Source organism: Gammaproteobacteria bacterium (assembly GCA_024235095.1).
In the GTDB taxonomy this organism is placed as follows: domain Bacteria; phylum Pseudomonadota; class Gammaproteobacteria; order Competibacterales; family Competibacteraceae; genus UBA2383.
In genome coordinates this window covers 2,872,439-2,887,359 of the sequence record JACKNC010000001.1, presented here as the reverse complement: position 1 = coordinate 2,887,359, position 14,921 = coordinate 2,872,439, and the positions used below count along the sequence as shown (strand labels likewise).

9 protein-coding genes and 2 pseudogenes are annotated in these 14,921 nt (G+C 56.1%); 6 read left to right on the top strand and 5 right to left on the bottom strand.

The window, feature by feature from the left end:
- Nucleotides 1–77 precede the first annotated feature (77 nt).
- Nucleotides 78–2,090 (top strand): DUF3488 domain-containing transglutaminase family protein, encoded by a 2,013-nt coding sequence (locus H6973_12785; protein MCP5126463.1) that lies wholly within the window; start codon nucleotides 78–80, stop codon nucleotides 2,088–2,090.
- 244 nt (nucleotides 2,091–2,334) lie between these two features.
- Nucleotides 2,335–3,631, top strand: a pseudogene (locus tag H6973_12780) (ISKra4 family transposase).
- Nucleotides 3,632–3,689: 58 nt separating this feature from the next.
- On the opposite strand, the pseudogene H6973_12775 reads toward H6973_12780, so the two are convergent.
- The 4 genes and pseudogenes from H6973_12775 to H6973_12760 form a co-directional block, all read right to left on the bottom strand.
- Nucleotides 3,690–4,727: pseudogene (locus H6973_12775) on the bottom strand (IS4 family transposase).
- A gap of 405 nt (nucleotides 4,728–5,132) precedes the next feature.
- Nucleotides 5,133–5,714, bottom strand: a complete 582-nt coding sequence (locus H6973_12770) for a hypothetical protein (GenBank protein MCP5126462.1) — start codon at nucleotides 5,712–5,714, stop codon at nucleotides 5,133–5,135.
- Between the two features lie 621 nt (nucleotides 5,715–6,335).
- Nucleotides 6,336–7,079, bottom strand: coding sequence for a YciK family oxidoreductase (locus H6973_12765; GenBank protein MCP5126461.1), 744 nt, complete (start codon nucleotides 7,077–7,079; stop codon nucleotides 6,336–6,338).
- A gap of 40 nt (nucleotides 7,080–7,119) precedes the next feature.
- On the bottom strand, nucleotides 7,120–7,986 hold the full coding sequence (locus tag H6973_12760) for a squalene/phytoene synthase family protein (protein MCP5126460.1): 867 nt from the start codon (nucleotides 7,984–7,986) through the stop codon (nucleotides 7,120–7,122).
- Between the two features lie 115 nt (nucleotides 7,987–8,101).
- Here H6973_12760 and H6973_12755 point away from each other — a divergent pair, with 115 nt between their 5' ends.
- On the top strand, nucleotides 8,102–8,281 hold the full coding sequence (locus H6973_12755; GenBank protein ID MCP5126459.1) for a hypothetical protein: 180 nt from the start codon (nucleotides 8,102–8,104) through the stop codon (nucleotides 8,279–8,281).
- Nucleotides 8,282–8,305: 24 nt separating this feature from the next.
- On the opposite strand, the gene H6973_12750 is transcribed toward H6973_12755, so the two are convergent.
- Nucleotides 8,306–8,635, bottom strand: coding sequence for a DUF4124 domain-containing protein (locus H6973_12750; protein ID MCP5126458.1), 330 nt, complete (start codon nucleotides 8,633–8,635; stop codon nucleotides 8,306–8,308).
- Nucleotides 8,636–8,915: 280 nt separating this feature from the next.
- Between H6973_12750 and H6973_12745 the strand changes: the two genes are divergently transcribed.
- From H6973_12745 to H6973_12735, 3 genes are all read left to right on the top strand, one after another.
- The gene (locus H6973_12745; GenBank protein ID MCP5126457.1) at nucleotides 8,916–10,016 is read left to right on the top strand and encodes a VCBS repeat-containing protein; all 1,101 of its coding nucleotides are present in this window, start codon (nucleotides 8,916–8,918) and stop codon (nucleotides 10,014–10,016) included.
- A 281-nt stretch (nucleotides 10,017–10,297) separates the two neighbouring features.
- On the top strand, nucleotides 10,298–12,376 hold the full coding sequence (locus H6973_12740) for an MCP four helix bundle domain-containing protein (GenBank protein MCP5126456.1): 2,079 nt from the start codon (nucleotides 10,298–10,300) through the stop codon (nucleotides 12,374–12,376).
- A 314-nt stretch (nucleotides 12,377–12,690) separates the two neighbouring features.
- Entirely contained in the window at nucleotides 12,691–14,814 is a 2,124-nt protein-coding gene (locus H6973_12735; protein MCP5126455.1) for a CHASE3 domain-containing protein, read from the top strand.
- The last annotated feature ends 107 nt before the right edge of the window (nucleotides 14,815–14,921 follow it).

The following is a 14,921-nucleotide window of genomic DNA, read 5'->3' as shown; positions in this document are numbered from 1 at the left end:
TGACATGATGCTCCTTGCAAGATAGACGATCATTGTATATGAATGGCGATAAACCATCGCATGGGAATCCATCTTCAATGCTCCAGTTACTCTCCTCTCTGACTGGGAGAAAGGACAATGCCAGAACTCATGTTCAACCTCCGGCGGAGCCGCTGACATCGACGGCGCTGATCTGGCTGACCTTGACCTTAACGCTGGCGGTTGCGCCGCACGCCAATGAATTGCCGACCTGGCTGGCGCCCGCATTTTTCATCATTGCCGGCTGGCGCGTTTTCATCGCCATTCGAGAACGACCACTGCCGCCCCGCTGGATGCTGCTGACGCTGGCACTGCTGGCGACCGCTGGGGTGCTGGTCAGCTTCAGGACATTGTTTGGCCGCGACCCCGGCGTGGCGCTGATGACTGCGATGGCCGCCTGTAAATTGCTGGAAACCCGGGGATTGCGCGATGGCGTGGTGTTGGTCTTCCTGGGTTATCTGCTGGTGATGAGCAACTTGCTCTACAGCCAGGAGATTCCCATAGTTGCCTACCTGTTGGGGGTAGTGACGCTGATGCTGGTTTCACAAATACTCATTCACCGCCAGCACGCTGGCCTGACCACCCTCGCCCCCTTGCGGCTGGCGGGCAAAATGGTGCTGGTGGCCTTTCCAGTCATGCTGGTGCTGTTCGTGCTATTCCCACGCATTCCCGGCCCCTTATGGGGATTGCCCAAAGATGCCTATAAAGGCCGCACCGGTTTGTCCGGGGAGATGGAGCCGGGCACGATCAGTCAGTTAATCCAGTCTGGCGAAGTCGCCTTCCGCGTCCGGTTCACCGGCGCCATACCCTCACCTAGGCAGCTTTACTGGCGCGGCCCAGTGTTATGGAGCTTCGACGGACGGCGCTGGCGGCAGCGTGATGAATTGCCATTACGGACCCCGGTACCCTTTATCCCGCAGGGGCAGGCGCTCGATTACGTAGTCCTCATGGAGCCGAACAACCGACGATGGTTGTTGGCGCTGGATTTGCCGGCCAGTCTCCCGCAACGCGCCGGCATGACCCGGTCATTTCAAATATTGCGCAAGCAACCCGTCAATGAAGTGTACCGCTATGAGATGCGCTCCTACCTGCAATATCGGACGGGCGAGTTGTCTTCGCACGAGCGGTTTGTTGGCTTGCAGTTGCCTGCGCAGAGCAATCCACGCGCCCGGGAACTGGTCGAGGAATGGCGCGCGCGCGACTCCAGCCCCGAAAGTCTGGTTAATGCGGCCCTGACGCTGTTTCGCAAGCAGCCGTTTTATTACACCTTAACGCCACCGCTACTCGGTTTTCACAGCGTCGATGAGTTTCTCTTTCGCACCCGTGAAGGCTTTTGTGAACATTACGCCAGCGCCTTCGTGTTTCTGATGCGGGCCGCTGGCGTACCCGCACGAGTGGTTACCGGTTATCAGGGTGGCGAGCGTAATGAATTGGGGGAATACCTGATCGTTCGCCAATCCGATGCGCATGCCTGGGCTGAGGTCTGGCTGGAAGACCAGGGCTGGGTGCGCGTTGATCCTACCGCGGCGGTGTCGCCAAATCGGATTCAACAAGGTATTTATGCTGCGCTGACTGATATGGATACCCTGCCGTTTCTAGCCCGCCGAGGCGGCGATTATGAATGGCTGCGACGCTTGGCCTTGAATTGGGATGCATTAAATATTCAATGGAACGAGTGGGTGTTGGCCTATGGCCCCGACCGACAGAAGGAATTTCTATCAGGTCTAGGGTTTGGCGAGGTGGATTGGCGCGAGATGACGATCGCTATGGTGGCGATACTTGGGGGGTTGGGGGTGATCTTCGTCACGCTGCGTTGGCGGAGCCGTCGACCTCGTGACCCGGTCGTGCGGGCCTGGCAGCAGTTCTGCGGCCGATTGGCGCAACGCGGATTAGCGCGCGGCCCCCATGAAGGCCCACTGGATTTCAGCAACCGGGTGATCGCACAATGCCCCGAGCTGGCCGGGCCAGTTCGGGACATTGCGCGACTGTACATGGCCTTGCGCTATGGCCCGGTCATCCCGCCGATGGCGGTGCGCCAGTTGCAGCGACGGGTGAGGCAATTTCGGACTTAAGCTCTTCAGGAGCGACTTTTCCCGGATGCGCCTGCCTGGGCATCCGATGGCTGTGTGAATGAAATGCTTCAATCTCCCACCGCTGCGTACCGCGCTGTCCCCGGCGTCTTCAATGGCCATCCGCACCCCATAGGCGTCACCTTTCAGTCTATACATGATGTTTAGGACGGGTGTGATTCAAAGTGATGCAGGCTCCATATACGGCATGATCTATTGATACTGATACGACTCGAGGAGACCTGCCATGCTCACCCTGGACCGCAACGAAACCTTAATCGAGCGCCTGGATCGTCATCCCGTCTTACGCTGCCGGATGGAAAGTCTGTTGCGGGTGGTCGAAGATGCCGAGGGGGACTGTGAAAAAGCCGATGCGGCAGAACGGCGGGTGATTGAAGAACTCCGCCAGATGGGCCACGAGGCGCTGACGGCGTGGGCGGAACGCGGGGTCGAGAAGCAAACGGTGTTGGCCAAAGCGGAGCCGGATTGGCGGCCGGGGGGTAAAAAAACTCTACTGGCACACCACCTTTGGCCAAATTGAGGTGATGGAACCCCTCTGGCGGCATGGCACGGGTATTGAGCGGCCGTTTCGTGCGTTGGCGGGGGTCACGTGCCGATGCAGTTCGCTGCCCTTACAACGAGTCATGACGGATTTTGGAGCGGATCATGCGTTTGGACGGGTACCTGCTAAGCTGCAGGAACATGATGGCATTGAGATGCCGGTAAGCACCATTCAACGGATGACGGAACATCATGCTGAATGCATTTATGAACAAGAGGCGGCCCGTGTGATCGAGCCGGGGACGACGACAGGGGGCATTTTCATCGGTGAGATGGATGGCTCGATGGTACCTGTGGTGGAGTCCCCACCGGATGCCGAAGACCGACGCAAGGCGAAGGTATTAAGTTGGAAAGAAGTACGCCTGAATCTTGTCCATCCGAAAGGGAGCGTATCCCCTGTGTTTGGCGGCAATTTTATGGGCAGCGTTGAAGAAAGCGGGCGGCAATGGGCACGTTGTGCGGCAAAAGCCGGGTTTGGTCCCGAAAGTCAGTTGCATGCCATCGGCGATGGCGCGCCGTGGATTGCTCACCAAGTCGACCGGCAATTCGGGACTCAAGGGACCTATTTAGTGGATTTTTTTCATCTCTGTGAGTATCTGAGTGAAGCGGCCAAGGTCTGTGCGGCGAACGATCCCCACGCGTGGTTGGAAGTGCAAAAAGACCGGTTGAAGGTCAACCAGGCCCCCGCAATCCTGGAGACCTTGGTACCGTTCATCCAGGCCGAAAACGACGATGACCCGGTCACCGCCTGTGATCGTTATCTCCGTAACCGCCTCGATCAACTGGACTATCAAGGGGCGATCGCCCAGGGCCTTCCGATTGGATCAGGGGAAATCGAGAGTGCGCACCGCTATATCATCCAAGAACGGCTCAAGCTTCCCGGCGCTTGGTGGTCACCCGTTCATATCGAGACGATGTTAGCCCTCCGGCTCAACCGGGCTCTTACCACCTATCAGTTTCTCATCACGGGGCAAACTCGATAGAAGGAAGGTAAAGGTTGTTGCATTTGTAGCTTCCGGTGGATTGCGCGCAGACCCCGGGTGAACCAGGAAACGGCGCTACGGGCGAGTTTTCGAAAGGTCCAATGGTGAGGATCGGTCTGTTCTTGCGTCTTTTTTCCAGGGGCGTGGGGTGATCGTGGGCCTCCTCTTGACCGACGCGCACGCACCAGTACATGGCCAAGGCCATGATCAGCAGCAACCGATCGAGCCGATCAGCGGCCTGTAACTGCGTGTCTTCTAATTGAAAACCGCGACTTTTGAAATCGGAGAACATCGGCTCAATGCCCCAGCGACTTGCGTAATCCCGCACGGTCGCCCGATTCGGCGGGTCATTCATGGCGATGATCCAGGGTTCCGGGTGGGCCCCCTCATGCCAAATCGCCAGATTCGTCGCGACCCCTTGATTGAATAACCGCACATTGGGCAGATAGCGCTCGGTTTGCCCTGTGGCAAGCACCCCGGTCGTGGTCATGTCTCCAAACCCTGGATCCACATTGAGATTGCCTTTCAATCGTAACCGATAATGCCAACCGGACTGCGCGTGAAGCCACGCGAATAAATCCACCGAGGGATAAAAGCGATCCGCCGAAAGCAGCACCTCGGCTCCCGCCGGGAGCCACGCTCGAACTTGTTCTAATACCGCTTTCTGGGCCGCAAAACCCAGATTGGCCGGGCCGGCTTCCACCCGCCAAGCAAGGGGTAAGGCCCGATCGCCGATCCCAAGGCTCACCATCAAAATCGCAAAACGATCCCCCAAATCGGTTTGATCCAGACTCAAAATAATCGTTTGTCCCTGCTGGCCCGTCGCCGCCAAGGTTTGGCGCGCCCACGGTTCCAGCACTTCCGTACTCGACAGCAACGGATTCTTCAACAACCGCCGCAGCCACTGCTCGCGCATATCTTGCCGTTCGGTCTCCAAGGGTAGGAGATTGGCGAGTTCCACCGTATTCGGGGTCTGGGCTTCCAGGATGGCGCCCACCGCTAAAGCTAGCTTGGCGCGTACCGTCTTGCGTAGCGTCGGGTGGGCAGCTCTCAACCCCGCTTCGATTTCTGTTGCCAACTGCCGAATCGTTCCCATGATCCCCTCATGATGTTCGTTAAACTCATAATCCTAGTCTAACTCAGAACTGATAGGTGGTAAGCAACCGGGCTAACCAGGAGTGGGAAGCCTATTGGCGAGGGATTGAAAAAGAAGCTGCATAAACACGATCAAGTCGTCGTTGCATCACTTTGAATCACACCCCACCAGCGCGGTGATTTTGCTCTCAATGAGCAGTTGATTCTGATATAGTCAAACAGTTTTATGTTGATTGCCCTTCCAGCAAGGAATACCGTAGTGGTCTCAGCACCTGACGAACTATCCAAAAACTGTTTGACTATACCGTTTCTCAATCAGTTTTGAATTCTGAGTTCCCCTCTTTAGCAAAGGGGGGTGAGAGGCTTACAAGGGTAGGTTTTTTCATGTCTCCCGTTCTAGCGGTGGTCACGAGAAATCATCGGTGGTTATCAGGAGCGCGGGCCAAGGTTCAGGGCAACCGTGACCGATGGGGAGCGGCTGATGATTGAACATCGCGGCGATAATTAACGCCCAGCCATGCCGAAAAACCCCGACCCACCGCCAACTGTGACCTTGACGGCGCGGTGAAGCCGGCACGGGAGGAAACGTGGTGGCGGGGATCGCCGCTTCGGCTTCGCCACCGACCGCCAGGAGCCACCACGTCGCGATCGCGATCGCTACCCACAACCGTTCGGCCCGATCAGGATCGGTCATGCGGGTGTATTGCCATTGCCAACCGCCCCGCTTGATTTTTTTGAACCCCTGCTCGATCCAAGCGCGTAACCCGTACCAACAGGCATCGGCCGCTTGCGGGGGGACATCGGTCAAAATCAACCACGGGTCGGCATGCCCGGCCTCCCAGCGGGCCAAGCGGGTGCAGGCCAAGCGGGTTTTCCGGGTGTGAAAGGCGGTCCCACGACAGGCCCAGTGCCGGCCCACGGCCGGGACGAAGGCGCGAAAGGCGCGTCGGTGATACACCCCCTTCCGGGCGAACGGCGCCGTTCGCATTGACTCGCAGCATCGGATGCCCACCGAGCGAGGTCATCGCCTCGAACAACCACTTCGCGTATAAACCGCGATCCGCGAGGACGATCACGGTCCAGGTCGCCGGGAGGCGTCCGCGCAACGCCTTCAACAACCCCTCCCACTCCGGTTTCCAGGGAGGTTTCACGCCCGCTGTGAGGATCTTCCACAGGATCGGCACCGTACATCCACGATACACCACACTGATCGTCAAGATGACAAACTGCGCGCCGAGGGTCGTCGTATCCAGGGCCACGGCCAACTGGGTCCCGATCCAACCTTCTAGCACCCAATGGAGCCACGGCCCCCAACAGCAGGTTTGGAAAGTGCGCGGCGATTTGTTGATGCCACTGATATCATTCAGGTGAGCAAGACATGATGGTTTCTCCGGTAACCCGGCGAGTTCCTTATCGACTACTTTACCGCAACACTATGTCTCGCTTAACCTTTTATAAAAACCTACCCTTGTAAGCCCCCGGCCCCCCTTTTTCAAAGGGGGGAGACTCTGCGGTAATGTCATTGAACATAATGGGAATGGGTATAATAGCCCAGCGCCATAGAGTCTTCGGAGCATTCTGAACCCGCGCGCCAGGAGCCGGAACCGGGTCAATCCTGGGCGTGGAAGACCTGGCCGGTAATTCCCTTGCTGTCAGGGCCAAGCAGGTAAAGATAGACGCTCATCACAGTTTCCGGCGTTGGCCATTGCTCCGGTTCGCGGCCTGGATAGATTTTTAAAGTCATCGGTGTGCGCACCCGCCCCGGGTCAATACCGTTCACACGAATCGGGGTGTTAGTCTCCAGTTCATTAGCCAGCATTTTCAGCAGGGTCTGCGCGCCGCCCTTGGCTACGGCATAAGCGCCCCAATAGGCTTGCCCCTTCTCGCTGACCTGGTCGGCGGTGAAGACCACCGAGGCGTCAGCAGAACGATTCAGCAAGCCCAACAGCGCCTGAGTCAACAGGAAGGGCGCGTTCAGGTTGACTTGCAGTACCCGGTACCAGAGTTCGATGTCGTAATTGGCAATGGGCGTCAGTCCCTGAAACAGGGCAGCGTTGTGCAGCAAGCCATCCAGACGACCGAATTCGGTTTCCAGCACCTGCGCCAGATCGGCATAGTCCTTGGGCGTCGCTCCTTCCAGATTCATAGGGTAAATCGCTGGTTGAGGGGCGCCCACCTGTTCCAACTCATCATAAACCTGCTCCAATTTACGGATCGTGCGCCCGAGCAGGATGATCGTCGCTCCGTGTGCGCCTAACTGCCGCGCAGCGGTTCGACCCAGGCCGTCTCCAGCACCGGTCACCAGAATAACCCGGTCTTTCAATAAATCAGCAGCAGGTTGGTAATCCTTCATGACACTATCCTGTCCAAAAGCGATTAATTGGATCAGTTTACTATGCGGCGACCCTCTGCCGATAGCGGCGTTGCTCACGACCGAGCAATCGCCAGGCCATCCACAGTTTACGCAAGGGCGTCAGGCGGGTTTGCTGCTCCAGCAAGCGGTAACCTTCCCCGGCAATTTCCGCCAGCAGGGCCATGACCAGTTCCAGGCGGATCAACAGATGGGATTGCGCATAGCGATCGGTCTCGGGCAAAGCAGCCAATGCCCGCTGGTAGTATTCATGAATACGCTCAGCCTGAAAGGCGAATAATTGCCGCACCCGGTCGGTGGTTTGCGCCGCTAACAGGTCGCCTGGACCGACGCCAAAGCGTTGCATTTCATCCTCGGGCAGGTAGAAATGACCATGCTGCGCATGGTGGCGCACCTCGTACAGCAGGTCAAACAACAGCAGCAAAGCGCCGGTTTCGTGAGCAAAGCGCGGCGTCGCGCGGCGATCCTGGTAGCCGGTGACTTCCGCCGCCAGCAGCGCTGGAATGCTGCCATGCCGATACAGATACAAGGTCAATTCCGTCAGGCTCGGATAGGTGTCATAGTCGATGTCCATTACAATCCCGTCCAGAATTTCCCGGAAGTATTCCTCGGGCAGGTTAAAAGTCGCCAGTCGTGGTTGCAACGCGCGCGTGACCGGATGTTGCGGGTCGCCGGCGAATAAGCGACCAAGTTCGGCGCGCCACCAGTCCAATTTGGTCCGGGCAAGACCAGGGTCCCGGCATTCCTGAGGAATCCGGACAGTTTCCAGATAAAAAGCGTGGACGGCAACCAAGGTATGGCGCTGCGCAAGCGGTAACTTTAGCAGGCTGTAGCGGAAATCAGAGCCTTGCCGGACTGCCAGGTTGTGGCAGTAATCATCTGCAGTCATGCTCAGAACTCTTGGGTCGAAAGCGGATCATCGTGGTGAATATCGGCACGCATTATGCTTATTAAAATTCAGAAAACTCTCTTCCGATCTTCCCTGAAAGAGCTGGAGGTACGCCATGATGACCATTCGCGATATCGAGAAGTTGCCGAGATGCGAACGCGCGGTCACGCGCGCATCTTATCAGTACTACCGCGCTTTATTGCATGGCGCATCCGCAGGGACGCGCCAGAATCTGAGGCGCCAATGGCTGGTTGAACTTCAGCGCCGCTGGCCTGACGCTTGGAAAAGCGATTAGGCGATTTCTTTCGCCAGCCTTTACTCAACGTTGTCGCCATTCCCGTAGTAACTGCTTTTCTCCAGGGCGCAGTTTACTGGCGTGGATGGTGGACAGCGAACCCTCCTCTTCCTTGAGTTCCTTGGCCACGACATCCGGAGGCGGATGCGCGCCATATTGAACCTTGCCTTCCGCATCAGTCCAGCTATAGATACGGTCGCTGGGTTCAACATGAATGGGCGTAGCCGTCTGACCTTCAGGCGGACGATTGCCGAAATGCACCCGTCCATCGGCATCCTTCCAGGTGTAGGCTTCATCGCCAGCCAGCGCGAACCCAACTGGAAATGTAACTAAAAGTAAAAGATACAGTTTCAATCGCCATCCCCTGGTAAAATCGCTATCTGACCCGTGTGTAAATCGTTTCTTCGTCTTGAAGAAAAACCTTGAATTATTCATGACGCGATGACCTGACTCATGCCTCGTTAGGAAATAGTAAAGCCTAATTTCAGCAGCGATGCACGGAATAATGGGGATTCGCTCTCATGACCTCTGGTAAAGAATTTTTCTGCGAGGCCGATATTCCTATTAAATTGCGCCCATCGCTGCCCGTCCTGCCATTGCCTCGCCGGCGGGAGCCAGTCAAGAGGAATCCGCCATGATCATTCAAAGTTCGAATATACAACTCGTCGGTCAGCACAAGGCTGTCACTCAGCGTGAAGTCAAGGAATCGTTGCGGATGTGGGTGGGCGACCGTCGCCCGGATTTCGAGGGCCGGAACCAGCCTGCTCCGTCAAATCAGAGCACCCCTCCGGGTCAATTGCGCTCGGATGCCGTGCATCTTTCCCAGGCGGCTTGTGAAGCCCGATCCTGTAAGGGAGTCGCGTCGGACGAGACCGAGTTGCAGCCCGAGGATGAACTCAAACTGGGCATTTTGATTCGCACGATCGAGGCGCTGACCGGCAAGAAAATCAAGCTGGTCTCGCCCAAGGCATTGCGCGAGGAAATGGGCAAAATCCAGGAACAGGCCCAGGAAACCACGCAATCTCTGCAACAGGCCCAGCGGCAGGCGCAGGCTCCGGAACGCGCCGGGTTCGGCATCGAATACGATTATTACGAACGCCATTACGAAGCCGAAAAAACCACTTTCTCAGCGGATGGCATGGTCAAGACCGCAGACGGCAGGGAAATCAACTTTTCTGTTGAACTGGGCATGAGCCGCGAGTTCCTGCAAGAGCAAAGTGTAAGCCTGCGCGCTGGTGATGCAAAACTCAAGGATCCGCTGGTGTTAAACTTTGGCGGCAATGCCGCGGAATTGACGACAACCCGCTTCAGCTTCGACATCGATTCCGATGGCCAGCAGGATCAAATCGCCTTTGTTGGCCCCAACAGCGGATTCCTGGCGCTGGATCGCAACGGCGATGGGACAATCAACGATGGCAGCGAATTATTCGGCGCAACCACAGGGCAGGGCTTTGCCGAACTCGCTCAATATGATGAAGACGGCAATCAGTGGATCGATGAGAACGATTCTATCTATCAAAGCCTGCGCATCTGGTCGAAGGACGCTGCGGGGAACGATCAGCTCGTTGCGCTGGGTCAGCGCGGGGTGGGCGCCATTTACCTGGGTCATGTCGCTACGCCTTTCTCGCTCAAGGACGACCAGAATAACTTGTTGGGCGCGATTCGCGAATCCGGGGTTTTTCTCCACGAAAATGGCGTGGCGGGAACCCTCCAGCAAATCGACCTGAGCGTTTGAGAAAACGCAAGACTGTATTTTTATACTATTGTCTCTTTTATTTTTCAAACGGAAGATTTACTATTGATTCAGTCAATTCCTTTGTGAGATGGGTTGCTTGTGTCAACTTAATTTATTTCATTATGTTCGCTGAAAAAATATCCCATGAAAAAATTGACGCTTGACCTATACTCCCCTGTTGAGAAGATTGGGAATGAGCGCGATGAGATGCATGACAGTCTGAAAATCCATCCTTTCTGAAAGCAGTGATCCTAGAAAGTCACAAATAGGAGTTGCAGATAATGTTTAAAAACATGAAGCTAAGAACACAGTTGAATTTAGGCTTCGTAGCGATCCTTGTGCTGCTGATCATCGTAGCGGCAGCGGCCTGGTGGGGTCTTCAAGGCGCTAACGACGGGATTACCGAATACCGCCAACTGGCGAACACCTCCAACCGGGCCGGTAATTTCCAGGAACACATGCTGAGTGTGCGCCTGGCGGTCAGGAATTTCCTCATCGAACCGAATGATCAAAGCGTCCAGAACTATCGCCGGGACTTGGAGAAAATGGAAAATGTTCTCAAGGAGATACGAGAAGATGTAAAAAAACCGGAGCGCATCAAGCTGGTGGCACTTATTGACGAAGACAGGAAAAAATACGACGAAGCGTTTGACCAGGTCGTGCAGACGGTCAAACAAGGACAAGAACTGGAGGCCCAACTAGGCGCATTGGGTGCTGATGCAGTCAAGGCATTGAACGATCTCAGCAGTCAGGCTGCCAATGACCAAAATACGGCGATGGTGGAGCGCGTCAGTGAGTTGATGGGGGAGTTTCTGGAAGGGCGGGTTGCCATCCTGAAATACCTTGGTTCCCACCAAGTGGAGCATTTCCAACGAGCCCAGGAGATTATAATCGGCAAAGTCAACCAGCGCGAGAAGGCGCTAATAGAAAGCGCCAAAGGTGCTTATCAGGCTCAGCTTGAGGCGTTTAGCAAGGCTCACGACGGTTATACTGCACGGTTGCCGACCCTGTATGAAGCCCTCCAGAAAGGCGATGACCTGATCAAAAACACTCTGGATCGCATTGGCCCCGAGGTCGCCAAGGCCACCGAGGAAATCAAAGCAGCCTATCAAGGCGATCAGGAGGCCCTGGGACCACGAGTCCAGCACCAGGCCACGCTGGCATTGCAGGTTGTCAGCGGGCTGTCGGCAATTGCTGTGTTACTGGGTATTAGCCTGGCGTTCCTGCTGACGCGGATGATTCAGCGCCCGATCGGCGGCGAACCGGCGAACATAGCGGCACTGACCGGCCAGATTGCGACTGGCGATCTCACCGTCCATTTCACTGACACCGGCAAGGAGACTGGCATCTACGCGGCCATGCGCGAGATGGCCCGGCAATTGCGCGAGATGGTAAGTCAAGTCACTCAGGCCACCAGCCAGGTCAGTTCAGCGGCGGCGGAAATCGCCCAAGGCAGTTCCGACCTCTCGCAACGCACTGAGGAGCAGGCCTCCGCCCTGGAAGAAACAGCCTCTTCCATGGAAGAACTGACCTCGACCGTGAAGCAAAGCGCCGACAACGCCGGACAAGCGAATCAGTTGGCTGGCGCGGCGCGCACCCAGGCTGAACAAGGCGGGCAGGTCGTCGATCAGGCGATAGCCGCGATGGGCGCCATCAATACCAGCAGCCGCAAGATCGCCGACATCATCGGCGTCATTGACGAGATTGCTTTCCAGACCAATCTGCTGGCCCTGAACGCCGCCGTGGAAGCAGCGCGCGCCGGCGAACAGGGCCGGGGCTTTGCCGTGGTGGCCGGGGAAGTGCGCAAACTGGCCCAGCGCAGCGCGGACGCCGCCAAGGAGATCAAATCACTGATCACCGACAGCGTCGCCAAGGTGGAAGATGGTGGCAAGCTGGTCGAACAATCCGGCAAGACCCTGCAAGAGATTGTCACTGCGGTCAAGAAAGTCAGTGACATTGTGGCGGAAATGGCGGCGGCGGCGCGCGAGCAGGCGTCGGGGATTGAGCAGGTCAACAAGGCCATTTTACAAATGGATCAGGTGACCCAACAGAACGCAGCCCTGGTGGAAGAGACGGCGGCGGCCAGTCAGTCGATGGGCGAACAGGCCCGCGAGCTGCAAAACCTGATGGCTTTCTTCAAGCTGGACGAGCGGGTTGTAAGCGAGAAGCCGGCTGTGGTTGCTACCTCGGGATCGTCTCGACCCACAAGCAGGGGACGTCCAGCCGTGGCCAAACCGATGGCTAAAACAACAGTTAAGCCTGCGGCTAAACCTGTAGCCAAACCCGTGGCCAAATCTGCGCCTGCCGAGAAGAAGTCAGCGGCAACGCACGCCGCCTCTGAGGAATGGGAAGAGTTTTAGAGGCTGTGCGAAAAATAAGATTATTGCTCTTCAATGAAGAACTGGCCCCCAGCCGGCTCAAATCCAGCACTGGGAGTCAGTCCCACATTGAGTTTATTGAAAAATAAATAAAAGCCATATTTTTAAACTGATCTTCGATTTAGCAATGACTAGCGAAGCAGGGGCATACATTCATGAAAAAATTGAAGTTAAGAACAAAGATACTACTCGGGATTAGTATCCCTTTATTGCTATTGGTTTTTTTGGGTGTTCTTAGCATCCGCAACATTAGTATCATAGGAGAAACCAATAAATGGGTAGATCATACCTATAAAGTGTTAGGCGATGCAGCAGCTATTGTCGCTTCGGCAGTAAACATGGAAACAGGTATGCGCGGCTATCTATTAGCTGGTAAGGAGGATTTTCTCGACCCCTATAAACAGGGCGAAAAGGCGGCCTACCAGCAAATCGAAACCCTTAAGAAAACTGTGAGTGACAATCCTAAACAGGTCAAGCGTCTGGATGAAGTGGAGCAGATTCTGAAGGAGTGGCAAGAGAAGGTCACTGAACCTGCTATCGCGCTGCGCCGGAAGATCGGCGACGCCAAGACCATGAACGACATGGCCAAGCTCATCGGCGAAGCTCGAGGCAAGAAATATTTTGACCAGTTCCGTGCGCAGATCACCACGTTCACCGAACGAGAATCTGTTTTGTTGGACAAGCGTGAGCAAGAGTCTGAAAAGGCTTTTAGCGAACTCACTCAATCGGCCCGGCAGTCCGAAGCCAATCTCGATCAGCTGGAGATTCTGCAAAAAAACGAGCAGTGGGTTTCCCACACTTACCAGGTGATTGCCCGCGCCAATGCCATTCTGGCCGCCGCTGTGGATATGGAAACAGGTATGCGCGGTTATCTGTTAGCTGGTCTGGAAGCATTTCTCGAACCCTATAATCAGGGCAATGAAAAATTCCAGAAAATGGTCGGTGCTCTCAAGGAAACGGTGAGCGATAATCCGGTCCAAGTGCAGTTACTGGAGGAGATCGAAAAAACTATCCAGGCTTGGCAGAAGGACGTTACTGAACCCACCATCGCACTGCGCCGGCAGATTGGCCACGCTGAGACGATGGATGACATGGCCAGGCTCGTTGGCGAGGCTCGTGGTAAACAGTACTTCGACCAGTTTCGCCAAATCATGAGCGATTTTCAGAACGAAGAAAAAGGCCTCATGGAGCAGCGCAAAACAGAAAGCCAAACGGCTATGGCACAGACTTTTACAGTTATCTATGTCACCATCATCGTTGCGCTGATTCTGAGCATCACAGTTGCCTTTTTCCTCAGTCGTGGCGTACTGATTCAAGTTGGTGGCGAACCCGATGTCATTGCTGCCCTGGTGCAAAAGATCGCCGCAGGCGACTTGACAATGGCCTCCATGCAAACCGGTAAGAAAGAAACCGGCATCTACGCGGCCATGCGCGAGATGGCCCGGCAATTGCGCGAGATGGTCAGTCAAGTCACTCAGGCCACCAGCCAGGTTAGTTCAGCGGCGGCGGAAATCGCCCAAGGCAGTTCCGACCTCTCGCAACGCACTGAGGAGCAGGCCTCCGCCCTGGAAGAAACAGCCTCTTCCATGGAAGAACTGACCTCGACCGTGAAGCAAAGCGCCGACAACGCCGGACAAGCGAATCAGTTGGCCGGTGCGGCGCGCACCCAGGCTGAACAAGGCGGGCAGGTCGTCGATCAGGCGATAGCCGCGATGGGCGCCATCAATACCAGCAGCCGCAAGATCGCCGACATCATCGGCGTCATTGACGAGATTGCTTTCCAGACCAATCTGCTGGCCCTGAACGCCGCCGTGGAAGCAGCGCGCGCCGGCGAACAGGGCCGGGGCTTTGCCGTGGTGGCCGGGGAAGTGCGCAAACTGGCCCAGCGCAGCGCGGACGCCGCCAAGGAGATCAAATCACTGATCACCGACAGCGTCGCCAAGGTGGAAGATGGCGGCAAGCTGGTCGAACAATCTGGCAAAACCCTGCAAGAGATTGTCACCGCGGTCAAGAAAGTCAGCGACATTGTGGCGGAAATGGCGGCGGCGGCGCGCGAGCAGGCGTCGGGGATTGAGCAGGTCAACAAGGCCATTTTACAAATGGATCAGGTGACCCAACAGAACGCAGCCCTGGTGGAAGAGACGGCGGCGGCCAGTCAGTCGATGGGCGAACAGGCCCGCGAGCTGCAAAACCTGATGGCTTTCTTCAAGCTGGATGAACGGGTTGTAAGCGAGAAGCCGGCTGTGGTTGCTACAGCCGCATCATCGCGGCCAGCAAGCAAGGGCCGTCCAGCTGTGGCCAAACCGATGGCTAAAACAGCCAAGCCTGCGGCCAGGCCCGCAGCTACCGCCAAGTCAGCGGTGTCCGCTGAGAAGAAGCCAGCGGCCCACGCCACTTCCGAGGAATGGGAGGAGTTTTAGAGGTTGTGCGAAAAGTAATACCGTTTCTCAATAAATTTTGAATCATAAGTTCCCCCCTTTAGCAAAAGGGGGGAGGTGAACGCTTACATTTGGAACAGTGCTGTTAA